The organism is Bacillus sp. SH5-2, assembly GCF_008368905.1.
Classification (GTDB): domain Bacteria; phylum Bacillota; class Bacilli; order Bacillales; family Bacillaceae_G; genus Bacillus_A; species Bacillus_A luti.
Genome location: NZ_QOSD01000005.1, coordinates 1 through 26,287 on the forward strand (window position 1 = coordinate 1; position 26,287 = coordinate 26,287).

The following is a 26,287-nucleotide window of genomic DNA, read 5'->3' on the forward strand; positions in this document are numbered from 1 at the left end:
AATTGGGGCTACCTGTTTATTCTCAAATTCTTTCCACTACAAATAGAAATATTTATCACACTTATGTCGCTATTATGATAGTAATCATTTTAGAAACCCTTTTTTGTTCATTTCATCATCACACTACCCACTCTACATTTTCGATCAGATAACCTACCAATCACTTGAATCACCTTACATAAGTAAATTTTCTTTTAGTAGTTCAAATACTCTCCTATAAATTATTACTTTTCACCATCAAAACTTACAATACACACTTTCTTTATGCCTTACGTTTCGATTTACCTTTTTTATTTTTCTTTCGATATCTTGGAGTCTCTCTTTTATGTTGCTCCCACGTTTTATTAAATGACGGAAATTTAAACCTGCAATATGCTAATAGCTGAAATTCAGCTGCACCGATTGCTATTGTATACATTAAAACAGTACCTATTACATATCCAATAAAAGTATCAAACGCATAATCATTATGAAAATAAATCAAAATAAGAACGATTAATGCGTATATTGAAGCAACTTTCATCATAGTTCCTTTTGTTTTACTAAAAAAGGACACGGATCTTTCATCCATACTAAACGCACCTTCACTTGCCAATTTAAATGTATCTATTGTTGTTACAATATGGAAAATTACCGCTCCTAAATATAGCAAACATACATAATTCAACGTAATACGATCCATTGAATTATTAGCTATTTCAGAAACAACTAAAACTGTAAGTAATATAGTAGCCATTTGAAATGCATATAATAATACGACAAGTGTTTGTAACTTTTGAAATTTAAATTGTGCTTTTGGAAATAAATATAGCACGAAAAAAATTATTTGCAGAGCATATGCCAACACCTCTAGCTTAACAATTCCTATGTTAAGGAGAACCATACAGTACTCCCAACCACCTGATACAATAATAGAAAAAACGGCTATTGAACTATAAAGTATTCCTCCAAACATAAATCCTGTAGCACCCTCAGGACTTAAACGATCATTACATGTCATCCTAAACTTATCTAAATCTTCTTCTTTTATATTCCACATTCAGTTTTTCACCTTCTATACGTTTCAATTATTTTCCGAACACTAAAATTCTATTAATATATTATTTGTTTTTCGTTTTGAATTTCTTATTTTGTTTTCGAAATCTTCCACGCATTCTCTGATTCTCTTCCCACGTCATATGAAATGACTTGAATTTGAATCTACAGTACGCCAATAGTTGGAATTCTGCCGCTCCAATTGCAACCGCATACATTAAAACAGTTCCTACTCCATACATAACTAAAAAATCAATCGAATAATCATTTTGAAAATACATTAATATAAGAATTATTAGTGTATATATTGTAGCACCCTTTATCATAGTTCTTTTTGTTTTACTAAAAAACGAAGTGGATCTTTCATCACTACTAAACGCACCTTCACTTGCTTGTTTAAATATATCAATTGTCGCCACACTATGTACTATGACTGCCCCTAAAAATAATAGCCCTGTATATATCCTAGCAATTGAATTATCAGCCATTTCAGAAACAACCGAAACCGCAAATAATATTGTTCCAAGTTGAAACGCATATAGTAATACGATTAGCGTTTGTAACTTTTGAAATTTATAACATGCTTTCGGAAATAGATATATAATTAAAAATATAATTTGAATACTAAATAACACAATTTCAGTTTTAACAATTGTTCTATCAAAAAAATTGTTGTAGTAATTCCAATCCCCTACTAAAATAATAAACATAAATATTGAAATATAAAATATTGTTCCAACCATAAAACCCGTAGCACCTTCTGGACTTAAACGCCCTTGACATGTTATTCGAAATTTATCTAAATCTTCTTCTTTTATATCCCACATCCTGACTCTTCACCCTCTATACAGTTTAAATAATTCTCATACACTTAAATTCTATTTCACTCTTACTTACTTTTCGTTTTGGATTTTGTATTTCGCTTTCGCATTCTCTCATTCTCTTCCCACGTCATATTAAATGACTTGAATTTGAATCTACAGTACACTAAGAGCTGGAATTCTGCTGCTCCGATGGCTACTGCATGCATTACAATTGTCCCTACTACATACAAAATTAACGTATCAAAGTCATAATCATTATGGAAATAAATGATTATTAGAAGGACTAAGTTATATACCATGCTACCTTTTATCATTCTTTCTTTTGTTTCACTAAAAAATGATTGAGACCTCTCATCCATACTAAACGCACCTTCACTTGCTTGCTTAAACGTATCAAATGTTGTCACAATATGAACGATAACGGCTCCTATAAATAATAACCCTACACAAATTAAAGTCATTCGATCAATTGAATAGTCAGTCATTCCAGGAAGAACTAACGCTGTAAATGTTATTGTACCTAATTGAAATGCATATAATATTACAACGAGCTTTTGTAAACTATATAAAACTAATTCAATACTAACTATTATTTTGTCGAAAAAAGTTGAATAGTAATCCCAACCATCTGTAACTAGTGCTACGAAAATAAAAAACATCAACAGTGAAACAAAAATGATTGTTCCCATCATAAATCCCGTCGCACCTTCAGGACTTAAACGATTTCTACATGTAATCCTAAATTGATCTAAATCTTCCTCTTTTATGTTCCACATTCAGTTTTTCACCTTCTATACAGTTTAAATAATTTTCATTCACTAAAATCCCATTACATTCGTAACTTTTTTAAGTATCTTCCTCTTTTGTATAACTAAATTTAGATAATCTTTTATGCATATCATCACTACATTAATTACCGTACATAATCAGAATGCTTTTGATAGTACAAATAGCCTTCTTTCTCCTCAAAAGCTCTAAATATTCTTCTCTCTTTCACTTAAGCATATCCCTCATCACTTGCAGGCATCATCGTATTCATCTCCCCTTCATACAATACCTTTTCTAATTCCTCATACTCTATTTTCATTTCCCCGAAACTGCACTCACTTAGTAAAAAGGTTACTGTCATCACAATTGTATCGAGATAATAAAGCTCTTTAATTTTATCTTCAGAAAGATGATAACCTCCCATCAATAATATGTTAGGAGGTTATTACAGTTATTTAAAATTTGTTTTTTATTTTAATGGATTCGATTTTTGCAAATAATAATGTTGTTTAATTCGAGAAGCGATTATTAAAAACATACTGCTTAATAACTCGTGATTAAGTCTTCATCCTCATATCTAGGGTCCTTCTCAACTTTACCATCTTTTGTTTTGATGACTTTTAGTCTACCTAACCACTCTGCTCCGTTATATGTCTCTTCACTTACCCATACATTATGCTTTTTACCGTCTACCTCAACTACTAATGTGGGGTGTGTAAACATGAATTCCTTCTCTACATGCCTACCTACAATTTCTGCATTTAATGATGTTCCTTCTTCAACTAGTTTACTATTCTGATACCCCTCAATAATAGGTAATCCAATAAATACAAAGAATATCAGTCCAAATACGATTACTTTCTTCTTTGTACTCCATTTATTCTTTTCTTTCAATTCTTTCTGCCTTGCTTCTCTTTCCTCTCGTTCATCCAAACTCTCATTTAAAGCGTCTTCCCATTCCTTGATTTCTGCTTCGATTTCTGCTTCGACTCTTGCTAGTTTTTCTAGTTGTTCATCGGTTGCTACCATCTCATATGAGTTATCTCCAACCACACGAATTTCAGCACCATTTCCTTTTACTTTTTGCAAGTCTTTTTCTGTACAATTAAACTCTCGAATGATTTCCCCTTGTGTGTTTACCAGTCTAACGTAAATGCTTTTTTTCTCCTTCTTCTTAAACATCTGAACTCCCCCTTATTTGTTTCCTATCATAGATAACCCTATTGTAATTAAGATAAAGAAAACGATAATAAGGAAAGTCTTCCCTTTGCTTACTTGTGTTGTAGAACCTTCCAAGACAGCCCATATAAAAATTGGGAAAAGAAGAATACCTAGGAGAATATCAACTAACTTGTTGCTACTCTTCTTTAGTGGTTTTTCTTCTACTATCGGTTTTTTCTTAACAGATTCTTTTCTTATTTGTTTCGGTTTCTTTTTCTTACGTCTATGATTCACCCAACATACTCCTTTTAGAATAACTTTTTCCTAACTATAAAAATACCGAAATATCCCCAATTTCCATTTTATAAACCTGTCCAGGTATTACAAAATCTGCGGCTTTAATGGCGCCATACAAAGGATCATATTCATTTATAAGACTGCGGCAATTTTTCATATTGGTCCCGTATCCGTACTTAACCACATCCACTTAATAAACTTGATACTATTGACAGAACTATCATCATCTTAGCTTTTTTCTTTAACTTCATACTGATACCTCGTTGGTTCCTCTAGGCATTTTTACTTTTCTTAAAAAACACCACATATGCAAATAATGACGAGATTAAGAGGAATACACCCGCCCCTATCCCCTCATATATTTTAAAATAAACAGCAGCAATTATCACAAATATTGACATTATTATTATTAGAATCATTATATACTTCATTATAAATTCTAACGCTTTATATATAGATACTATTGTCCTTTCAAAAAAACTTTTCTCTGTTTTCAAAACATCCCGCTCCTTATTCAAAGTAACACCTTCCTCTCTTTACAAATTGACTTTTGAATAAACTTTCCCCTTCAAAATAGCAACAAAGCGAACTATAGAACGTAACTACTACCAATACAGAATGATTCAACTGAAAATCACATGTCGAAATATTAAGTTAATTATATGTAGATTTGAGAACGAAAAACCTCCTCATTCTAACGAGAAGAGAAGGTTTTATTTATGTTATTTCCCCAAACCCTATTCAAAACTATTTCTTTTATGATATTTCCATATTTTAAAAATCACAAGCTTAAAATATTATTCTTCATTAAATACAGCAATCTTCACTTCAACATACTGTAAAGACTCATCACCGCTAAACACATGATAAATTGGCGAGGCTAAATTCAGATTATTATCCTCCATATACTGAAGCATTTCACCATATACCTGCTCTGTTAATTTTTCATAATCTCCCGTATATCGTTTCATGAGCATCTCATCAACATAATAATAGCTCCTAAATTGAAGTGTTTCTGATGTTAGAATTTTATCTTCATTTACTGGCATGAATAATTCAACATACATATTTTCATCAGATGGTATATTTTTCAAAGCATAAAACATCGGACCTTTTACTGTTAAATTCGCTGTTGCAATTTCTGACATAAAATGTTCAATTGCTTCTTCCATATCTTTGTAATGAAAATAGTATTCTTTCGAAACAACATTTGTATACGCAATACTTTGTCCTTCTATTATCATTTTATTGTTTCACCTACTTCTATAATAGGAGCATAAATATCTAGCCACATGTCACCGTATACGTCTAAACATACGTGATAAAAACCGTTTTCTAATTTAATATGATGCTGTTCTGCAAACTCATGTATTAAATTATAAGCCTCTTCAATATCACCATCTTCATCAGTAAATCGAACACTTAATGCCTCTTCAATAATTAATCCATCAACATACTCATATGCAGAATTCTCTCCTAATTTAACACGTTCATTTACTGGAACAGAATATGTATATTCGCCGTACTCTGGTTCATTTTCCAATGGCTGATATTTAAAAAGAACGGGACCTACAGCATATATTCCATTATGAACAACTTGATTTCTCAGTGCGATAGCAGGTAATAACCAATCTTCTTTTTTTACAATTTGGGTAATGCTAATTAAATTTAAGAGTGATAATGCTTTATATTGAATTTTCATAATACCTACTCCTTTTACTATACCTTCTCTTGGCTATATTTTTTATGTTTCTTCAAATGTCACTTACGCTCTCCTTCATATTCCTTCCACATTATAGTAAATGACAAACATTTAAATCTACTATACTCATTTCCTTTACGCCTTACGTTTTGATTTACCTTTTTTATTTTTCTTTTGATATCTTGGAGACTCTCTTTTATGTTGCTCCCATGATATGTTAAATGAAGGGAACTTAAATCTACAATACATTAATAGTTGAAATTCAGCTGCACCGACAGCAATTGTATACATTAATACAGTACCCACTACATAAAGGACTAAAACATCGAACGCATAATTAGTATGAAAATAAATCAAAACAAGAAGGGTTAGTGCATATAGTGTAGCCCACTTCATCACATTCCCCTTTGTTTTACTAAAAAATGAGGTAGATCTTTCATCCTTACTGAACGCACCTTCACTCGCTTGTTTAAATGTATCGATAGTTGTCACAATGTGAACAATGACTGCTCCTAGGAATAACATACCTACATATATTAATGTAATTCTGTCAATTGAATCCTCCGAAATTCCAGGAAGAATCAACGCTGTGAATGTTATAGTACCTAATTGAAATGCATATAATAATATTACAAAAGTTTGTAGTTTTTGTAATTTAAAACACACTTTTGGAAATGAATATAGAATTAAAAACATTATTTGTAAGCTATATAACACAATTTCAATTTTAACAATTGTTTTGTCAAAGAAAGTATTATAATACTCCAAGCCCCCCATAAAAATAAAAAACATAAATACTGAAGTATAAACTATCCCTCCAATAAAGAAAACCATAGCACCTTCAGGGCTTAAACGACTGCTACATGTTGCTCGAAATCCATCTAAATCTTCTTCTTTTATATCCCACATCATCTATCTGCACCTTTCGTGTAGTCTGATTACCAAAATATAGATTTAAGTTTCTCCCCTATTTTAAATTTTTCTTCTATCTTTTCAGTTACATTTTTTACTCCTTTTTTAGCAAGATCAATCGCACTGTCCCCGCCGAATTTTTTCCATTTTATATTTGCTACGGCTGTAATACCTACTGCAACACCAGCCCCAACCACAGTACCAAGCGGCGGAAGGAAAAATGATCCTGCTACAGCACCAGCTGCCATAGCTCCAGCATTCGCTCCAATATCTACAGCTGAATCTGTTGCTATATCCACTACATCTTTTAACTGCCAACCGCCTTCTTTAGCATCAACAACATTACCTCCAACTGACATAACCGCTCCAAAAATACCTGCTCCTTTCAATATCCCTCCTGCTTTACCTAGGCCTTTAAACGATTCTTTCCATTTCATAGGATTAATATCCTTTAAGCCGTCTGCCCAAGCAGCTTTAAATGAACTCAGTCCTTTTTTCCCAATCGCGGTAGGCAATCCTTTGTTCTCCCGATCCATCCGAAAATCTGCGTAATTTTGAAACTCTGGTAATTTATAAATATTTCTGCGTGCCTTTTTTATTTGTTCCTTTGTTGTTTTCAAACCCTCGAATTTAAATTCTAATTTATCCTTTAAATATTTGAATAAAACGTCATCTTTATTATCCATTTTAAGTATTCTTTCTGCTAAAACCATATCTTCTTTCTTAGAAGTCGATAATGTATATGCCCCTTTACCTTTTCGGCCTTTAGGATCAAAAAGGACTTCCAAACCCAATTTCTTTGTAACATAATGCATACGTATGTAGGCATTTAAAGTAGCCTTAGCTCCCTTGTTCCCAATATCAAACTTAGTCATGCCATCTGCCAATCCCTTAATGATATTTCCAATTGATGTGTCAGCTAATAACTTCCCTATTGAAGCGATAGACAAATTCCCATTATTCACTTTTATTTGTTTCATTCCCTCATCTATCTTACGCATTAATTCATCAAACTCTTGCAGGTCACTTTGCTTACTATTATAAGTCTCTAATTTTTCTAATGTATCACTGATTTCTTTTTGGCTTTTTACAGCGCCTTCAGTGATGCTTGATGATGATGGATATTGAATTGCGACGATGTCACTAATCGTACCTACTGTTTTTTTCGCCGCTTCATTAGAGTGGCTAAATCCCTCACTATATCCATTAACTTTTTTCTTTACATCATCCAAATAACTTCCATGAATTTTTGCATCTGCATCGCTATCGACCTGACTGTTAAACTCCTCTACTGCTTTTTGAAATTGACTTTTTAACATTTCCGTTGTAACTGTAAATCCAGTGATAACAGCTCCATGAACTGTAGATAAATGATTCTTAATAGTATCAGCAGCTTTCCCTTGAAAAGAGTTAATTTGTGTAAACTCCTCTATTTTTTGCTGCAATGTTTCCAAATGTTGATTTAACTCTTCAGCACTTGAATTAAACCGCTCTTGCAGTTCTTTTACTTCTTGTAACTCTATGATTTTGCTCATATTTTCCCCCTCCTATCCCTTTACATAGCACGGTGAGCTGAACTGTCTTTCAAATCTTTTCCAAGCTTTTCATCTTGCTGAACCATTTCTTGTCCTGTTTGCTGAATTCTACTAATATCCTTTTGTAGTATTTGTTCATATTGCTGCACTTTTTTCGATAACTTTTCAATCGCTTCACAATATTTTTTCAGTTTACTTAAATTCGTACGATGTAACTGCATACCATTAAATTTAGTCTTACCTAAATCACTAGCCCCACTTTTCAATTCACTTACTTTCGCATCAAATACCCCTTTATTTAATTTAATTTCCCCCATTTATCATTTCCCCGCCTTCTGTACTTCTACTTGAATACTAGCGTCAACCATTGAAACACTTCTACTTAAAGAAAGAATACTAGACTCACATGTAGCGATTTCTCTTTCAAGCCGCCGTATGGCTTGATCGATGTCTTCTTGCACTCTCCCTAGTTCTCCGATAAACTTCCCTAAATTCGAAATAACTTGTTGTTCATACGTTTCTTTAAAAGTAGTTGCTCTTTGCCCTTTCCAACTACTCTCGTTTATTTCTAAAGACTTAAACTGCTCTTGATTTTGTCTAATTGCTTCAAGATTATTTACAAATTTCCCTTTAGCAGTTATTACCCTTCGTAATTTCATTTGTAATTCAGCCAATTGCCCTTGTTGATGACTTATACTACTTAACAAGCCAGATTTTTGACTATTTAATTCCTCTATCCCCATGCAAATCCCCCCTTAAATAGTTGGCACTTTAATTCTAGTAGCAAAACGATTTTCAACAAAATACCCTTCAAATGGATTTAATTTTGTACTACTTAAATCTTTATTAGATACATCGAAGACCATTTGGCCTGATGACTTTCTAAGTAAAATAACATGAGATTGCGTTTTTATTGTTTTTGAAACTAAGTCGTATCGGCTGTCAATTGAATCAACATCACAGCCAATTACGAAGTGGATACCCATAAATGCACCATTTGTTATTAATTCCGCTAAACTATATATATCGCTATCTTCTAAATTACTTAAAATATCATTTACATCTGCAATTACGATTACAATCGGCTTAAATTTCTTAATAAATTCGGCCGGGTTCACTGTTTCACTTGATGCTTCCTGCTCCTCTTTAAACGCCGCTTCTCTTGATTTATAAGCATTTGTAACTTGTTTAATCGTTTTCTCAATTCCTGTTTTTTCAGCTACATATAAAGCAGCGCTCTCTCTATAGTTTGAGAAATTACGTGTTCTAGTATCGATTAAGCCTAGGTCAAAGTGTCCACTGTCAGCTAACTGTTGAAGGAATTGATGAACTACATTTTCAACTTCATCTTTCTTGATTCCCCCTACAACAATATTAGACGCTTCCGTTAAATCTAATTCGAGAGGTGTAACGCTTTCTGTTTCTACACCAAATGTTAGTTTGCCTGCTTCAATAATTTTCCTTGTTTCTGGCCATGCAATGAATTCCTTGTATTCCAGAACTTCAGGTACCATAGGAATTGCTTTCGGTTTTTCTCCATCCCAGAAGGAATCCATCTCTTTTCCTTCAGCTTGTATATTTTCAATTCGAGTAAGTACATCTTCTCCATTTGTCGGTAAAGCTGTTTGGAAGATTGTTGGTTCGTCAATTTTAACTAAACCACGTCCTGCTAATTCTTCAATTTTTAAGTCTGTTCTTCCTACAATAGCTCTAGATTCTGCCTCATCTATCATATATAGAGCAATTTGTAGTTTAATATTTGTATTTACTTGTACTCTCAATGCATTTTGACGTGTAGCCGTAAGCATTAAATGAATTCCTACCGCTGCCCCTTCACGTACAATTTGTGCAACAATGCGTTCAAAGTCTTCGACGAATCCAGCTTCTCTAACAGAATCATAGTTATCTAACGTAATTAATACTGTTGGTAATACTTCTTTACTGGCCCTCTCATACATTTCAAGACTCGCAACGCCATATTTACTTAGCAATTGCTTTCTATCTTTTAATAGATCTTCTATGCGGCGAAGAAATTTCTCGCATTTTTCAACTTGATCTAATGTAATGATGTCTGCCACATGCGGTAAAGATTTTAATGGCATTAAACCGTTTGTTCCGAAGTCTAATAAATACACATGCAAATGCTCCGGACTATGCTGACGAGCTACATCCATAATGACCGATTGTAAGAATGTTGATTTTCCGTAACCTGGACTTGAGAATACTGCTACGTGTCCGTCTTTACTAATATCTAATGTTAATGGTGTTTGTGATTGTAATTCAGGCTGATCTAGTAGACCAACTGTTGCTTTTAATGGTTTCTTTTCTTTCGTCCATGCTTCTTTGAACTGAATAGCGTGTAAGTCTTGTAAATATACGCTTTCTGGAAGTGGTGGTAACCACGGTCTTGCTAATGCCTCAATTTCATTTACTTCTGCGTAATCGTGAATGTAGTCAATGACAGCATCTAGCTCAGATGGAACGCTTATTACTTCTTTACTACTACCAAGTCCACTTAAGTCTTCACTTAATATTTCATATTGTCCTAGATCATTTATTGCATAGATTGTTGCGTCTAAATGTTCTTTATCCTCTTTATTTTCTACATAGTCCGCCCCGCTCCATGCTGATTGGAATAGTTCATAAATTTCATTATTCCCAACTTGCAAGTAAGCACGTCCTGGTAATGTAATTTCAGCCGCATCTGGTGTTTTTAAAATTTCATTACTATCTGACGTATTTTGAACTTTCAATGCTAGTTTAAATTTCGAGTTACTCCAAATTTGATCATCTACAACACCGCTCGGTTTTTGCGTAGCTAATATTAAATGAATTCCGAGCGAACGACCGATACGTGCTGTTGAAACTAGCTCTTTCATAAATTCTGGTTGTTCTGACTTCAGTTCCGCGAATTCATCACTAATTAAAAATAAATGTGGCATCGGTTCACTCACTAAGCCTTCTTTATACAGTTTTTGATACTGATTAATATGGTTTACATCATTTTCACCAAATAATCGTTGTCTTTTTTGTAATTCAGCTTTAATTGATGCGAGCGCTCTCATACTTTGTGCTCCATCTAAGTTCGTAATTGTTCCTAATAAATGCGGTAAGTTTTTGAATAAATTCGCCATACCGCCGCCTTTATAGTCAATTAGTAGAAAGGCCACTTCGTAAGGATGGAAATTGACCGCTAGAGATAAAATATACGATTGTATAATTTCCGATTTACCTGAACCTGTTGTACCTGCTATTAATCCGTGTGGTCCGTGAGCTTTTTCGTGTAAGTTTAAGTTTACGATATCCTCTTTACCACGTAGTCCAAGTGGTACAGCTAAAGATTTATGTGCTGCATTTTTCTCCCAACGACTTGTGATATTCAGTTCTTTTACTTTTTCAACACCGTACATTTCTAAAAATGTTACGCTTTCTGGAATGCTATTTTTTAAGTTTTGCAAATGATTTAACGGTGCTAATGCTCGTGAAACATCTTCTAAATTGAAATCTTTCGGTACGTGATTTAATTTAAATTGACGGTTAACAAGCTCTCCTTGTTCCAATATGATGTTCCCGTGTTTTGCATCTCTTATGTCTATTACCGTTTTCACATGCTCCGGTAAACTTTGCATAACATCTTGTACAAATACAAGTGATACACCTAATTGACTCGGATCATCATTAAAGAATTCCATCACAGCATGGTCTAGTATTAGTTTTTCATCTGTAATGAGAACGACATAGTGCGGTGCAAAGTACATTTTTTCATTAGTTGAACTCTTTTCATCTAGTTTTAATTTTCGTTCCTTCAATATTTGATACAAACTATTTAACACTTGATCTCGGCTACGATCATGGTATACAAATCCACGTACATTTATATCCCGAACACTTCCATGAGGTAACCAACGCATCCAGTCCCACTTCTCCTTTTCTTCTTCAGGAAAAATAGTAATAAACTGCAAGTCATAATAACTATGAAATAACGCGGTTTGTACAACTAATAATTGTAATTGTTCTAACACTAAAGAGCGTTGTCCAATATAACCAACTGGTCCATTCATTAAATCTGTAACAACTGGTACATCTTCCAATGATAGATAACGCTGTCTTAGTTCGCGCGCTATATCAATTAATTCATCTTTCGTTTGACTAAATTCTTCTTCATTAAATTGGATTTCAAAACTCGTATTAGCTTGTCCTGTCCCAACGCTAAATGTTAAGAAATCATGATGTAGCATTGTTTTTTCATAAATACGTGGATTTACTTGCACAGCCATATTACGTATTACTTCAACATTTGGATTATGATATTGCAATGCATGACGCTGCTTTTCACTTTCTGCATGTAAATCTTTCGTTTTTTGTTTTATATACTCTCTATAACTTTTATCACGTTCCACAATGTCGATTTTATATTGCTTTAAATTTTTTATATAAGATGTGACAGAAACAATAATCGTTACTAATGTCATCGCAATCGAAGCAATAATAAACATTCCGTATTTCATAAAAATAGCAAGTAATACAGTTACGACAATCATGACAAGAGAAGGTGCAATGATTCTCGCCAAATGCTCCGTTGGTTTTGACGGCATACTTGAAGGTTTTGCAATTGTCATTTTCTCTTCTGGTTCACGGTAAATAATACGTGGTGAACGATGATAGTCTGGATAACCGCTCTTATAATTCGTTTCTGATTCTACTAAAATAGGTAACTCAGATTTCACATTATCTTCTGAAGAGAGTACTTGAATATCTTCACTGCCAATCTCCACTAAAACACCATCAAAATATAATATGTCTCCTATTTCTAACATTGCGCTATCTTTTAGCTTCGTATAATTATGAAATACATCCCCCTCATATACGTTCACTTTAAAAGAATCGTATAACGTTTCACGGGATAGCATTAAATCTACACTACTCCCGTTAATGGAAATATCATCATAGCTGTTTTGACTCATTGTAAGAGAATGTTTCGTTCCGATATCAAACACTTTCGTTGTGCCAATAATAGATATAAAGATTTTCAAGCTCACATCTTTAGTTTTTCCAATCTCAAATTCCTTATTGAATTCGATCAATTGATTTTGTACCATCCAAGCGTTTACTTCATTATTCCACTTTAATTCTATTTCTTGTTCTAAACTAGGATTCGTAATATCATTTGTCCATTCTTTTCCAATCGACACTATTGATTGCTCATTTGGATGTAATGTGCACTTATATATTTTGTCTCCATAAGTCAATACTAATAGTTGCTCCATGCGTGTTCACTGCTCCTTTTCAACTGTCTCATCAAGTGGTTGCTTACTCTTTTTTCTCTGTGCTTGACGAGTCTTTATCGTTTGATGATTTGCCATATTTCTTATCATACTCATCTAGTTGTTGCTCATATGTTTTTAACTTTTGATCCCGCTCTTCTCCTGATAAATCCGGATTATTTTTCAGCGATTCAATTTGTTTAACAAGGCCGTACATAATAAGCTGCGGATCATCAAGTGTCTTAGCTAAATCTAATGATTTATCAAAATTACCTTTTCCGTTATACATCCAATACAGCAAATACTTTTCATCACTTTTCAAACTAATATTTTTCATAATTATTTTCTTTTGATCTTCACCTAGCTTTTCAGCTGTAATGTATGCAAATGCTAGTTCATATTTAGATGCAATCGGTAATGATTCAAATTCTTCTTCATTTAATTGTGTAATTACTTTGTCATAATCCGTTGCTATGAAACTCGCATTTGCTTCTAATAATTTATTTTGATAAGGAAATTTAATAAAAGTGAAATATATTAAAGGAGCAGCTAAAATAACTGTCGCCGCTATGAAGGAAAAAGCTAAGTATTTAAACGATTTATAGCTTTTTTTAGGTACTAACTGCATATTTTTTTCTGTTTTTGTTTGTTCCTTCTCAAAGCTGTCATCAAGAAACTGCAGTAATGCATCTAAGTTTTCCATTTGAGCAACTGTTTGTTCAAATGTTGTTTCTTTTGCATCTTTTAGTAACCCAGCATATAAATCATCAAAATTGTGCTTTTCGGAGAATAAAGCAATAATTAGACACTTATATTGCGTTAAAAATTGCTCTTCTAACAACGGGGTTGGTGGAACAATATCTCGAATTCCTCTATGTATAATACTTGGCATTAAATTCGCATTAAAAACTATATTGTCTGGATGTAAAAAGAATGTGATTCGCTTATTTAAATATTTACGAAACTGCGCAATATTTCGAAGCAGTCTTAATTTCTCATTTCTTCCAAAACGGCTAAGATCGGTCCACTTATGTAATTTTTTATCTACTTGAAATAGAAACGTAAACATGTCATCCGTTTCTTCTATCGTTAATGGTACAAACTCAGATGACACGCCCGTAATTATATCGAATTGACGGAAATCTTTTATACTTGTTTGAGATTTTGTCATCTCCAATTTCCAAATTTCTTTTTCTATTTGAAATTGATAGTTCATTGCATCAATTTGAATTGTTTTTTCCGTCATGTTTATCCTCTTCTCCTTTTCTTTATAACCCGTAATAACTTATTTTCAAATAACTAAAGGTAAGAAATATTCTTTATAAAACTTGTAATATATCTCCATCTGTTATTTGGTGATCAATTAAACGATCATTATCTGTTAAAACAATTGATTTATTTTTTACTTTCATTACAAAATGTGAACCATTATGATTATCAATCTTTAACGTATCTATTAAATTTTTCAATAAATATTTAATAGATTGATGATTCGGAATACGCAAATCATATGCATTTCCATTCCACTTACTAAAATCTACTGTTACGTTAATATGCGTTTGTATCGCCATTACTTTACCTCCAACTTTTTCGAAGAACCGTATAGATACCGATGCAAATAAGTAAAACGCTGCCACCTAACAATATTATTATTGTTGTACTAATTGGCTTTTCATTCATTGTTTGATTACTTGCTACTTCATCAGCGCTTTTTCTGACAACATATTCACTGCTAAACAAACTATTTTTCGTATCTTTCATACTATTTGTTTCTTTTTGTTTTATAAAAAGAGAATCTCGTAAAGATTCCATCTCTTTTTGTTCTTTCTTTTGCTTTTTCTGAATTTCTTCTTCCACTTCTTCGTTAAACAAATCAATCGATGCTTTATCTAATTCTGTTTCCTTATGTTCCTTTTTATTTTTTTCTTGGTCTTTATCTTCAAAGCGGTCCACTTTAAACTGAATCTTTCCATCATCGCCAAGATAACTGTCAGCCGCGCTCCTTATCGGTAGCGCGACAAACAGTAAAAGGAAACAAATAAATGATAACTTAACCACTATGCTCCATTGTTTGATCATTTACTTCTTTTTCCTCCCATTTCTTATGCCATACAAATAGATTACTAACTAACCCTATAATGGCAATTACAAACAATACGATAAAAATAACTTTTCCAGTATCTTTACCGCTAATAAAATCATTTAGAAAACTTTCGATATACTGAAGTGGTGAAAATTGACGTATCTTTCCGACAGTGGAAAGCTGATCTACTTTACTTCCAACTGCTTCAGTTAAAAATAGATACATACTTAAAAATACTAATAAGATAAACATCCCTACCATTTTTATTTGTCGCAGTAAGTATGTTGAAACTAATACAAACGCCATCATAATAATTGTGATAAACGCAATCCACAGTAAACTTTGATCCTGACCGAACTTTAAAAGGCGCCCGGAAATGATTCCTATAATTATCCCTTCCACAATCGAAATTCCGAATGCTACTACTGTAGTTGGTACATTCATATCAATTAAAGAAAATTTCTCTTCAAAATGATCTAATTGCGTTCGTTTCTTTTCTTGATTCGCAATTGCGTATGCTGTAAATAACGCAACAATGAAACAAGTTAATACGATTAAGTATGGTGTAAAGGCATTACCAGCTACAATTACCCCATCATTTTGTTTCTGAACTGGACTGGATAAAAACTCATATAACATCTCATTTTGACGATCTCCAATACGACTATTCGCCAAAATCTTCGTAAAGTTTTTCGAGAATGCTTTATCGTCTTCCATTTTCTTCGTAAAATCATTTAATAAAGAATCTGCTTTCGAAACAATTGTCGTTCCGCTTTCTTGAATTTCTTTTGCTTGTCCGTTAATTTGGTCAAATGTTTTATACACATCATCTGATGTCGCTAAACTATGCTTCGAACTCTCTACTAATGACTGAGTTTGCATCGTTAAAGATTTAATACCAGAGTCTAACGATAGTACAGCTGTTTGTTCACCAGCGTTATTAGTCGTTAATACTTGTTGCTCTTCAACTAACTTTAAGCTACTCTCACGCCATTTCGCTAAACCTTTTAAATACTCTCCTAAATTTTGATTCATACTAGTTGCTTGCTGCATCGTTTCATTTAGTTTCTCTGCTAGCAACATCGAATTTTGATCTGCACTAGTAATGATCTGTTGATAAGAGTCTATTTTTTGTTTTAAACCTGTCATATCTTGCTTTACTTCACTAGTAATACTAGCTGAAACAAGATTTGAAATTAAATCAATTACACTTTGTTTATTTAACATATAGTACAATGAATGATCAGTCGCAATCGCATCTAAACTTCCTTCTTCAAGCTTAGGCCCCACATCATTTGTTCTTAAATCAATTCCATAATACATTTGGTACAGACTCATTAAACCTTGATAACTTTGGACGGTCTCCACTGCTTCTTTAATTAATACATTAGATGTATTATTTGTTAGCTTCTCAGTTTTTTGATGTACAATATGATTATTTGTACGTTCAATAACTGTTGAGCCCCCACCTTGATTTTGGTTTCCTCCGTTTCCGTCCCTGTTCCGCCTCCTGGGTTTCCTCCGTTTCCGTTATCTGTTCCCGTTCCGCCTCCTGGGTTTCCTCCGTTTCCGTTATCTGTTCCCGTTCCCCCCTCCTGGGTTTCCTCCGTTTCCGTTATCTGTCCCTGTTCCGCCTCCTGGGTTTCCTCCGTTTCCGTTGTCTGTCCCCGTTCCGCCTCCTGGGTTTCCTCCGTTTCCGTTATCTGTTCCCGTTCCGCCTTCTGGATTCCCTTCGGTATTATTGTTACTCTGTTCTGTCTTTTGAATGATAGGCTTTTTAACAGTGTTTACTAGTGGCATTATTCCATACTGCGTTTTATTAACTACCTTTTCTACCTTGCTGTTTTCTGTTTTTGTTCCTTCATTCTCTTTATTTGGTTCTTCTTTTTTAGGTTCTTCGTTTCCAGAACTAGTTTCTTTCTCGTAATTCCCATTCAATTTCCATTCCCACGTTACAGGAGAGAAAACATCTATATTGACGCTTGGATCTATTAACTTCACACGAAGGCTAATATTTAAATCTCCTTCATTACGCGCAGATATTGCAATTGATCCGTTTTGCAAGAATTCACTTGTACGGTCCACACCATCAATTAACAGTGAATCTGTACTTCCATATAGCTCAAAGCCACTAGGAATACTTACGTTCATAGTTTGCGAAGAATCCATTCCAATTACTTTCGCTGTATCACTGAATGTAATTCCATCTTTAAACAAACTTTCTTTTACTTCTTTAATTGAATTTCCTAAAGATATTTTATTTGCAGGATCATAATAAAAATTATTTTCTTTACTATATTTATTTGTAAATTGGATTACGTTTTTCAATTGTAATTTCGTTACATCAGGCAAATCACTTTGAACGATTTCTTCTATATTTAAACTAGGCAACTTCGTAATTAAATTTTCAATTTGTTGCTTGATTCGGATATCTGGTTGTTTCATTAACGAATTTATAACTACTTCCTGTTGTCCATCATTTGAAATAGACTTTTGTAATCGTTTAAGGATTGTCGCTTGAATGTCACTCTCTAACTTCCCTGCAAGTTCTGTATCATATTCTGACACTTGTTTTTTGACATCAGTTAAATATTTTTGAATTGCTGAAGCATCAGCTAAAATATTAGGATCTTTCTCTGAAAGCGTAAATTGATTTGCGATAATTTTATTTGCAGATTCTAGTGCACTTAATTGTTTTAAAACATCGCCTGTATTCATATCGCTCATATACTGATTAAATTGATTTGTAAAATTATTCGCTAACAGATTATTATCAGTTTGCATTTTTTGAAAGTTATTAAATCCTTCTAAATACGTATTATTAGACTTATTACCTTCATCTAAAGCTTGACCAAACCCTTTTAAAACATCCTGGAATCCTTTAAAACTATTAACAGAAATACCGGTGTAATCTTGTACCGTTTTAAATTGGTTTGTGTAATTTGCCAACGGGCTATGTACATCTTTTTTATACATAGTCGTTTGAGTGGTCCCTTTCTCAATTATTTTCCCTATATTATCTTGTGCACCTTGCAACTTACCGATAATACTTGCAAAATAAACATCGATGATTTGCTTATTAAAATCTTCTAAAATAGCAGAAGCTGTATTTTCTGCCTCAGCTTTCAAATCTTTATTCCCAGTTGCATTTACTTTATAATTTAACGTTAATTTCTCTGGAAGTTCGGAATCAATCGCAACAGCCTTTCTAGAAAAATCGTTAGGTATTACAATCATCATATTGTAATTATTATTTTTCAAACCACTTTCTGCTACTCCGCGACTGACTACGTACCATTCTTGTTTCGTATTTTTGTTTACATTTTTAACAAATTGATCTCCAAACGCTATTTTATTACCTTCAAATACAGTACCTTGATCTTCATTCACCAATGCAACTGTCATTTTTTGCGTGGTATTCTCATTTGCTTTCTTAACATTTTGATTTAACGCTAAATAGGAGACCCCTGTTGATAGCACAAGAGCTAAAATAATAAACAACAAGATGCTCCACTTGAATTTTTTCACTACCTATCACTCCTGCGACTGCGAGTCTATTAAGTTAAAGACTTCGTATCTTACTCTAGTTTTAAAGTAATTTAGCCATACAACGTATGGTTGCATGGCTAAATTATATAGTTCTTTTATCTGTCTTATTGTAGACCGAAATTACGAGAAAGATCTTCGTCATGTCTAGCAACAGCTTCTGCAGTTTTATTAAGCTGCATGTTAATTTCTTGTAATAGCTGAGCAAAGTTTTGTACTTTTGGCTTTAATTGATTGAACTGTTGATCAAAGCCTTCAAAAGCACGACCTTCCCATTCCCCTCTTAATTCATTTTGTAAATTTTGTAGCTGACGTAAAATGTCCTCAATTTGATTTGCCCCTTGTCCATATCGAGTCGCTTTCGATTTAAGCTCCTCTGGTGACATACGAATTTGTCCTGCCATTATTAAATCCCCCTTAAAATTAAAAAATAGTAAAATTAATCCAAAATCAATTCTACAAATTGATTATATCAATAATTTAAAAATTTCTAAACAAAAAAATGATATTTTCCCAAAATTTCTCTTTTACTATAATAACAATATATTATATAATGTTAATTTATATATTTTTCAATCATACTCTATACATTTATTTTCTGAAAGGCAATAATCTCCCCTCAAACAATATGATAGGAGGTTATTAAAGTTGTTTAAAATGTATTTTTTATTTTTCTCTTCTCCCACTCGCAATATTTTTCACTTCAAACTCATTATTACTTGCCTTTCAACAAACCCAAAATCTTCATATATCTCTTTTGCAAAATTTCCAGCATATACATTCAAACGAATTTCTAAATACTTCTCCCTCAATTCCTTAATACCAGCTTCCATCAACTCTCGTGATAATCCTCTACCGCGATATTCTGGAAAAACGTACAGCTCATATATAAATCCAAGTTTTTCACGAGAAAAATAGTCTACATTTTCCCCTATTAATATCCATCCTAGTACTTTCTTTTCTTCTTTAATGACTAAATAATATGCTCCTTTATCTATAATCGGCTTTGTAATTTCAAAGGCTTTCTCTATACTTAGCTGACAATTCCCTCTCGTCCCTTCAAAAAGTGACTGAGCTGCATATTTTAATATTTCATTGGTATCTTCTTGATTTGCCTTAATTATCATTTCTCACAACTCCCCTTGAATAATAGGCATTAATATCGCTTGTTCAAGATTTTCCGCTTCCATAACAATTGCCGTTAATCCATTTTCTGTACTTGTCTCATGAAGCTCTCCCTTCTTCCAAAACACAGCTTGTCCAGCATTTATTTTTACTTTTTCTTTATTTGTCCCGCATACATACCCTTCTCCGTCCACAATAAGAAGCAGTTGTGATACAACTGCTTCATGATATCCAATAATTCCATTCGCTTGTAAATGCATAGCACCGATATGTACATCCCCTTGATAGTTTACTATTTTCGACATTATGAAATTAGACTGAAATACCGATAAGTGTTTTCCTACTTTTTCACTAAAATTAAATATCTTCATTTTTAGTCCTCCTTATATGTATAAAACCATCCTTACCGTCTGCATTAAATGTCCCTCGAAATCTTCTTCAAATTGCTCCAATTCATCAAAACCTTTCGCCTCATAAAAACGCTTTCCTTTTTCATTTGCCGCTTCTACATGTATGTATAGTTTCCGAATTCCTTTTAATACCATCAGCCCTTTTTGTAATAAACCACTACCTATTCCTTTTCCCTGCTGATCTGGCAATAAATAAATCGCACCTAATTCCGCTTCATTTTGCAGTCTAACAGGTGAGAAATTTGCAAAGCCAATCACTTTCCCCTCTTCTTCTGCAACAAATAAATGTGTATTTTTAAGACGGTATTTCATTTTTTCATCAGAATATGCCTCGTCTAAAAAACGATCTTGAATCTCTCTCGGAATAATACCTTCGTATGTATCATGCCAAGCTATTTTCGCTACTAATTGTACAGCATGAATATCTTCTTGCTTCATTTCTCTAATTACATATGTCATCTCGATGTCTCCATTCTCTTTAAATTACATTCTGCTAATATACTAGAAGAAATGGCAGAACCATTGTCATAATTTACCTTGATTAATTTTAATTTCTCAATTGAAGCTGTTGTAAAATCAAATTTTTCATATACATATTCCATTACACTTAAAAACTGATTTGTATTTACCCTATTAGCAATCGTGCAATGCGGAATCCATTTTCCTGGTACGTAATACGAATTTAGATTATCCTGAAACGTCTTGAAATAATCATGATAAGAATGATGAAATCTTAACATTTCCTCGGTAGTAGTCGGCGCCAGAAAAATTGTTCCATTAGTAGGAAAAGTTCCAATGGAAGGAAAGTCTACTGTAGCCAAGTTTTCTTGAATAGCTACAAACTCCTTTAACTTTTCAATATATACAGTAACATCTAACTCATTATAATCGGCAAGTGTAATATGGGGTTCTACTCCAGCTAGTTGATTTGTTCCAATTATATTTGTTAATTCATTTTGCAACGCTCTAATTTTATTAGCAAATACATCATCAAATGTAGCAATCGTAGCGTACATACTTCCTCACCCCTTCTTTACACGTAGCACTTCCCATTCTTCACGAATCATTCCCATTCGAATAGAATCATAGTACGTTCCGTTATAATATCGGCAGTTTCGCATTCTACCTTCTAATCTCATTCCTATTTTCTCTGCTACTTTCATCATTCGTTCATTACCAGACCAAGTCGTGAGCCCTACTCTACCAATCTCCATCTTTTCAAATAGTAAATCTCGATATAATGTTAATGCTTCTGTACCGTAACCACCATTCCAGTATGCTGGATCATAAATAACAATTCCCATCTCTAACCAACGCGTCGGTTTATGCTCCCAATAAAAAACAACTGTCCCAATCATTCGGCCTTTATGTTCTATAATTAAAGTTGAAAGCGGTTCTTCTTGCAAACGAATCTGCATCTTCTCTTTATAAGACGGATATTCTTGCATTGAAAAAGGAAAATACGGCGCATCCCATTTTTTCCATTCTGGATTTTCTTCTTTAAATACTATATTCCATAATGTTTTTATATCTGATTCTTCTATTGTACGAATAGTAACTTTCTTTCCTTTTAATATAACGTTTTGCATAATTACCTCCTACATCCCTCTTCATTTCATATATAATTATAATATTTTTTCAGAAAAATCAAAACAAATATAGTTTATTTTATTGTATAATTTTGTTATAAGATACCAATTATTCATTTAGAAAGCTGGTGATTCAATGAATAATTGATTTAGTATCGCTTTATTTCTCACTATTATTACGATAAATATTATTCTCTATTTCTTCTTGCCACTAAGTATTGTTACAAAATGGGACTTCAATGGAACGCCTACATCAACAATGGATAAAAGCACTTTTGTGATCGTAAATATAATTATATGTTCCTTCTTATTCTTTCTATTTTTAGCTTTATCTAAAGCTGCAGGTAACCAAAAATTTCTCATTTGGACTGGTAATACAATTTTACTATTCTTATTTTTTGTCGATATTGTCATTGCACTCATTGCTCTTGGTTTCTCACTCCCTCTTGATCATTTAATATTTTTAGCATTAGGGCTTTATTTATATTAATAGGCTATTTCAGTTCCAAAATTGATACGAATAAATCAACAGTTTCATTGGAATGGAATGATAAGCATCTTGAAAAAAGAGCTTCAAACATTTGCGGTAGTTCAATGATGATAGCAGGTGTTTTTTTGGCGATACTTCCGTTTATCGTTTCTGCTCCGTATAGAGGTTATGGCATATTAGCGATTATTTTAGGAATAACGATTATCATTTTACCGAGTACGATTTATTTACTTATTAAAGACAGCAAGCAATCTACTCCTTTAAAAAAGTAATTAAAAAAATAGGAGGTTACATCCTCCTATTTCAGCGTAATGTTTTCCTTTTCACTTTTTCTATCTCAACTAAAATCCCTTTCGCTATCCAGCCTTCTACTCCATCTCTTTTAACTAAATCATATCCTGAACAGCTTCCATCAATGAGAGAAACAATGTCACCTTTTCTTACGCTTACTTGCGCACAAGAAATATCCGTTTTTACTGTGTATTCACCTGAATCCAGTTGCTTAATGTATTCATCTTTCACAGAAAGTAATTTATTCGTTTCCTTTTGCCTGCATATTGTGTAATCTGCCTTCTTCTCAATAGGCTCAATATAATAATATGGATAGGTAACCCCGCCCTGCATTGTTGCATCGGCCTGAAAATCTGCTATTACTTCATACTCTGGAAAACAGTCTACATATGTATAAGAAAACGTATCACCAGTATTTGTCCTCTGAATGATAAATGCGTTTAATTGCCCTGCCTCTTTAATCGTATTTCCCCCATCAATTGCAATAATCTTTTTCTCATTATCAATTACTGGATTGTTAGAGGGTGCCTTATCTGAATAGTTCACAACCGGCCAATGCCCAACTACTACATACTTATGTGCACTATGCGATTTATTGAAAAACTCCGGCATCGCTATCGCATTTTTCCTCTCTGTTTCTTTCCAATCTTCTCTATCTTCTAGCCCTGCATGTACAAAAATATAATCTTCTGTTTCAATCGTTGTTGGCAACTCTGTTAGCCAATGTATTTCCTTTGAAAACTGACTTATTAGTAATTCCCTTACTTCTCGAATAGATGTATCTTCATGAATAGAGAAATGCAATCGCTCTAACCATTCATTAAAGATCGAATACTTTCTCGAGCATAAATAATTAATGAGACCAGGATTTTCATTTAGAAGAGCATCTACTAAAACTTCACAATTCCCTTCAACAACGTGAACATTTGGACTGTTCTTCACAAGATTCATGACGTAGTTTACTACACCTACGCTATCTCTTCCTTTTTCACAAAGATCTCCATTAATAATTAAATAATCTTCATCTTTAAAGTTAACTTTATGCAGTAATTCTTTGAAAAGTGATAATTCGCCATGAATATCAGATATTACGATTACTCTTACATCATTAGGGATTGATAGTTTCTTTATTTTCTCCAAGTATAAGCGCTCCAATCATTCTCTTTCTTACTTTATACAAACAATTCAACAAAATAAATTATAAACCTTTCTAATTGAAATAGGTTCTATATATTATGTCATATAGAACCTTATACTCCTTTATAAATTTTTATGAAAAGAATAACTCACTTTATCATATCCTTCCCTTTCATAAAAACGGTGGGCGTCCAATCTAGGGAACGCTGATGTAAGAGCAATAGACTCACATCCGTATTCCTTCCCCCAGTTCTCTATATACGAAAGCAATACATTCCCATATCCTTTTGAACGATGTGCTTCCGCTGTTACTAAATCATATACAAATACATGTTTTTTGTTATAAAAATTCGTACAAATCGTTACACCAGCAAGGCTAACAACTTCATCTTCTTCATTACGCAGCGAAAATAGTTTATACTTTTCTTCTTTCATTTCTCGAAATAAAAAGCTTGCTTCCTCTTTTGAAAGCTGTGTTCGTAATTGCTGTAAAACAGGTAATACTTCATCTAATTGTTCTTCTGTTACGACTTCTTTAACGTTCATAATAACTCTCCCCTAACTATTTATATAATTTTCTAAATGTTATATCATTATTATAGAAAGTAACTGCCTTCATCTTAAGTGCCAGATTAATTCTTTTTTATAAGGCCAGTTTGTAAAGGAGGGGGATAATAATGGACCTTACTATCCCATTGAAATTAAAAAGCAAAATACCAATTTACTTACAAATTTATGAATATATGAAACGAGAAATCTCTCAAGGATCACTACCTGCCGGTACACGTCTTCCTTCTCACAGAAATTTAGCAGCACAACTTAATGTGAGTCGTATTACTGTTGAATCTGCTTATCAACAATTACTAGCTGAAGGTTATGTAGAAAGCAAACCGAAACGTGGTATTTTTGTAGCGAACGTCGATATTGACGTGATTCCAAATAAAAGATTAGACATAACAAAGGAAACGAGCAATTCCATAGATGAACAATTTGAATATGATTGTAGCCAAGGGCTTATTGATCAAACCGCTTTTCCAATTACACACTGGAAAAGAGCATTACAAGAAACAATACTAAAGTACGAAAATGCTTTATTTGCTAAAGAAGACCCCCAAGGCGAGTTTGTTCTTCGAGATCATATTTCAACATATTTATATCATGCGCGCGGCGTACATGCCTCACCTGATCAAATTGTGATTGGCGCTGGGACCCAGCCTCTTCTTTGGCTACTACTCCAACTACTTGGTCCTACAAAAGAATACGGGATTGAAAACCCCGGATTTCACCGTGTACATGCAATTGTTAAAAGTTGCAATCGTAAAATTCATCCCATTCCATTAGATGAAAAAGGGATTCACATTTCTAGCTTATACAATACAAAATCTGATGTCGCATACGTTACTCCATCACACCAATTTCCACTCGGAATGATTATGCCTTTGTCTAGAAGATTAGCGTTGTTAAAGTGGGCCAATGATTGTAACGGATACATAATGGAAGATGATTATGATGGGGAGTTTCGCTACACCGGTAAACCAATTCCGTCTCTACAAAGTCTCGACTCAAATGAACGTGTTATTTATATGGGGACATTTTCAAAGTCTTTTTTACCTTCTTTACGAATGGGATATGCTGTTTTACCACCGCACCTTTTAAAAACATATAAAGATTTGCACGGGATTTTTAAACAAACAGTCTCTACTATACAACAACTTGCATTCGCTCACTTTATACAAAGTGGAAATTGGGAACGTCACATTAATCGGAGTCGTACATTATACAAAAGAAAACATCATACATTAGTAAAATTCATAACGAAAGAAATGGGTACTAACGTTCAAATTCTTGGCGAACAATCCGGACTTCATATCGTTCTATGCGTCCATAACAGTATGAATGAAGAAGAACTTATTGAATCTGCTAAGAAACAAAGTGTTAAATTATATCCACTTTCTCCATATGATTTTGTAACGGACTTACGTAAGGAATCCTACATTTTACTCGGTTTTGGTAGTATTCCGGAAAACAAAATTGAAACGGTAGTTAAATTATTGAAGAACGCTTGGTTTCCTAGTTAAAAGGGCATTTGCTAACAGTTCGTTTAACTTGTAATACATT

General features: G+C 33.2%; 25 protein-coding genes and 5 pseudogenes. 2 read left to right on the plus strand and 28 right to left on the minus strand.

The window, feature by feature from the left end; genetic code table 11:
• Positions 1 to 262 precede the first annotated feature (262 nt).
• From DN410_RS04060 to DN410_RS04180, 26 genes and pseudogenes are all read right to left on the minus strand, one after another.
• Complete coding sequence (locus DN410_RS04060; RefSeq protein WP_149175450.1) at positions 263 to 1,039, minus strand: hypothetical protein; 777 nt, start codon at positions 1,037 to 1,039, stop codon at positions 263 to 265.
• 61 nt (positions 1,040 to 1,100) lie between these two features.
• Entirely contained in the window at positions 1,101 to 1,862 is a 762-nt protein-coding gene (locus DN410_RS04065) for a hypothetical protein (RefSeq protein ID WP_149175451.1), read from the minus strand.
• Positions 1,863 to 1,924: 62 nt separating this feature from the next.
• Positions 1,925 to 2,635: a hypothetical protein gene (locus tag DN410_RS04070; RefSeq protein ID WP_149175452.1), complete on the minus strand. Its 711-nt coding sequence runs from the start codon at positions 2,633 to 2,635 to the stop codon at positions 1,925 to 1,927.
• A 224-nt stretch (positions 2,636 to 2,859) separates the two neighbouring features.
• A pseudogene (locus tag DN410_RS04075) lies at positions 2,860 to 2,988 on the minus strand (DUF3952 domain-containing protein); the annotation flags it as partial.
• A 182-nt stretch (positions 2,989 to 3,170) separates the two neighbouring features.
• Entirely contained in the window at positions 3,171 to 3,809 is a 639-nt protein-coding gene (locus DN410_RS04080; RefSeq protein WP_149175454.1) for a hypothetical protein, read from the minus strand.
• 12 nt (positions 3,810 to 3,821) lie between these two features.
• Complete coding sequence (locus DN410_RS04085; RefSeq protein ID WP_001016551.1) at positions 3,822 to 4,082, minus strand: hypothetical protein; 261 nt, start codon at positions 4,080 to 4,082, stop codon at positions 3,822 to 3,824.
• 37 nt (positions 4,083 to 4,119) lie between these two features.
• Positions 4,120 to 4,272, minus strand: a pseudogene (locus tag DN410_RS04090) (lipase); the annotation flags it as partial.
• Positions 4,265 to 4,336: pseudogene (locus DN410_RS28895) on the minus strand (DUF3952 domain-containing protein); the annotation flags it as partial. The pseudogenes DN410_RS04090 and DN410_RS28895, both read right to left, overlap by 8 nt.
• A 21-nt stretch (positions 4,337 to 4,357) precedes the next feature.
• Positions 4,358 to 4,603 carry a hypothetical protein gene (locus tag DN410_RS28710; RefSeq protein WP_001031439.1) on the minus strand — a complete coding sequence of 82 codons (246 nt, stop codon included), beginning with the start codon at positions 4,601 to 4,603 and terminating at the stop codon, positions 4,358 to 4,360.
• Positions 4,604 to 4,882: 279 nt separating this feature from the next.
• On the minus strand, positions 4,883 to 5,329 hold the full coding sequence (locus DN410_RS04100) for a DUF5085 family protein (protein ID WP_088230460.1): 447 nt from the start codon (positions 5,327 to 5,329) through the stop codon (positions 4,883 to 4,885).
• Positions 5,326 to 5,787 (minus strand): DUF5085 family protein, encoded by a 462-nt coding sequence (locus DN410_RS04105; RefSeq protein ID WP_000701787.1) that lies wholly within the window; start codon positions 5,785 to 5,787, stop codon positions 5,326 to 5,328. The genes DN410_RS04100 and DN410_RS04105 overlap by 4 nt, the downstream gene beginning before the upstream one ends.
• A 135-nt stretch (positions 5,788 to 5,922) precedes the next feature.
• On the minus strand, positions 5,923 to 6,696 hold the full coding sequence (locus tag DN410_RS04110) for a hypothetical protein (RefSeq protein ID WP_033665476.1): 774 nt from the start codon (positions 6,694 to 6,696) through the stop codon (positions 5,923 to 5,925).
• A 29-nt stretch (positions 6,697 to 6,725) separates the two neighbouring features.
• Positions 6,726 to 8,234: a T7SS effector LXG polymorphic toxin gene (locus DN410_RS04115; protein ID WP_149175455.1), complete on the minus strand. Its 1,509-nt coding sequence runs from the start codon at positions 8,232 to 8,234 to the stop codon at positions 6,726 to 6,728.
• 20 nt (positions 8,235 to 8,254) lie between these two features.
• Positions 8,255 to 8,551, minus strand: a complete 297-nt coding sequence (locus DN410_RS04120) for a TIGR04197 family type VII secretion effector (protein ID WP_000503891.1) — start codon at positions 8,549 to 8,551, stop codon at positions 8,255 to 8,257.
• Positions 8,552 to 8,554: 3 nt separating this feature from the next.
• Complete coding sequence (locus DN410_RS04125) at positions 8,555 to 8,977, minus strand: YwqH-like family protein (RefSeq protein WP_149175456.1); 423 nt, start codon at positions 8,975 to 8,977, stop codon at positions 8,555 to 8,557.
• 12 nt (positions 8,978 to 8,989) lie between these two features.
• Positions 8,990 to 13,501 (minus strand): type VII secretion protein EssC, encoded by a 4,512-nt coding sequence (essC, locus tag DN410_RS04130; RefSeq protein WP_149175457.1) that lies wholly within the window; start codon positions 13,499 to 13,501, stop codon positions 8,990 to 8,992.
• A 43-nt stretch (positions 13,502 to 13,544) separates the two neighbouring features.
• Positions 13,545 to 14,744, minus strand: coding sequence for a type VII secretion protein EssB (essB, locus tag DN410_RS04135; RefSeq protein WP_149175458.1), 1,200 nt, complete (start codon positions 14,742 to 14,744; stop codon positions 13,545 to 13,547).
• Positions 14,745 to 14,817: 73 nt separating this feature from the next.
• Entirely contained in the window at positions 14,818 to 15,069 is a 252-nt protein-coding gene (locus DN410_RS04140; RefSeq protein ID WP_149175459.1) for an EsaB/YukD family protein, read from the minus strand.
• 4 nt (positions 15,070 to 15,073) lie between these two features.
• Complete coding sequence (gene essA, locus DN410_RS04145; protein WP_149175460.1) at positions 15,074 to 15,577, minus strand: type VII secretion protein EssA; 504 nt, start codon at positions 15,575 to 15,577, stop codon at positions 15,074 to 15,076.
• A pseudogene (gene esaA, locus DN410_RS04150) lies at positions 15,549 to 19,109 on the minus strand (type VII secretion protein EsaA). Before esaA ends, essA begins: the two are co-directional and overlap by 29 nt.
• Positions 19,110 to 19,234: 125 nt before the next feature.
• Complete coding sequence (locus tag DN410_RS04155) at positions 19,235 to 19,531, minus strand: WXG100 family type VII secretion target (RefSeq protein WP_000918601.1); 297 nt, start codon at positions 19,529 to 19,531, stop codon at positions 19,235 to 19,237.
• A 294-nt stretch (positions 19,532 to 19,825) separates the two neighbouring features.
• The gene (locus tag DN410_RS04160) at positions 19,826 to 20,254 is read right to left on the minus strand and encodes a GNAT family N-acetyltransferase (RefSeq protein WP_149175461.1); all 429 of its coding nucleotides are present in this window, start codon (positions 20,252 to 20,254) and stop codon (positions 19,826 to 19,828) included.
• A 3-nt stretch (positions 20,255 to 20,257) separates the two neighbouring features.
• Complete coding sequence (locus DN410_RS04165) at positions 20,258 to 20,623, minus strand: cupin domain-containing protein (RefSeq protein ID WP_149175462.1); 366 nt, start codon at positions 20,621 to 20,623, stop codon at positions 20,258 to 20,260.
• Positions 20,624 to 20,635: 12 nt separating this feature from the next.
• Positions 20,636 to 21,121 carry a GNAT family N-acetyltransferase gene (locus DN410_RS04170; RefSeq protein WP_149175463.1) on the minus strand — a complete coding sequence of 162 codons (486 nt, stop codon included), beginning with the start codon at positions 21,119 to 21,121 and terminating at the stop codon, positions 20,636 to 20,638.
• Positions 21,118 to 21,678 carry a 2'-5' RNA ligase family protein gene (locus tag DN410_RS04175; RefSeq protein ID WP_149175464.1) on the minus strand — a complete coding sequence of 187 codons (561 nt, stop codon included), beginning with the start codon at positions 21,676 to 21,678 and terminating at the stop codon, positions 21,118 to 21,120. Before DN410_RS04175 ends, DN410_RS04170 begins: the two co-directional genes overlap by 4 nt.
• A gap of 6 nt (positions 21,679 to 21,684) precedes the next feature.
• Positions 21,685 to 22,251, minus strand: a complete 567-nt coding sequence (locus DN410_RS04180; protein ID WP_149175465.1) for a GNAT family N-acetyltransferase — start codon at positions 22,249 to 22,251, stop codon at positions 21,685 to 21,687.
• A gap of 154 nt (positions 22,252 to 22,405) precedes the next feature.
• Between DN410_RS04180 and DN410_RS04185 the strand changes: the two are divergent.
• Positions 22,406 to 23,013, plus strand: a pseudogene (locus tag DN410_RS04185) (DUF1648 domain-containing protein).
• Between the two features lie 31 nt (positions 23,014 to 23,044).
• Here the strand turns inward: DN410_RS04185 and DN410_RS04190 are convergent.
• Both DN410_RS04190 and DN410_RS04195 read right to left on the minus strand, forming a co-directional pair.
• Positions 23,045 to 24,172: a metallophosphoesterase gene (locus DN410_RS04190; protein WP_149175466.1), complete on the minus strand. Its 1,128-nt coding sequence runs from the start codon at positions 24,170 to 24,172 to the stop codon at positions 23,045 to 23,047.
• A gap of 120 nt (positions 24,173 to 24,292) precedes the next feature.
• A complete protein-coding gene (locus DN410_RS04195) occupies positions 24,293 to 24,715 on the minus strand; it encodes a GNAT family N-acetyltransferase (RefSeq protein ID WP_149175467.1) in 423 nt (140 codons plus the stop codon).
• Between the two features lie 131 nt (positions 24,716 to 24,846).
• Here DN410_RS04195 and pdxR point away from each other — a divergent pair, with 131 nt between their 5' ends.
• Positions 24,847 to 26,247 (plus strand): MocR-like pyridoxine biosynthesis transcription factor PdxR, encoded by a 1,401-nt coding sequence (gene pdxR, locus DN410_RS04200; RefSeq protein ID WP_149175468.1) that lies wholly within the window; start codon positions 24,847 to 24,849, stop codon positions 26,245 to 26,247.
• Positions 26,248 to 26,287: the final 40 nt, after the last annotated feature.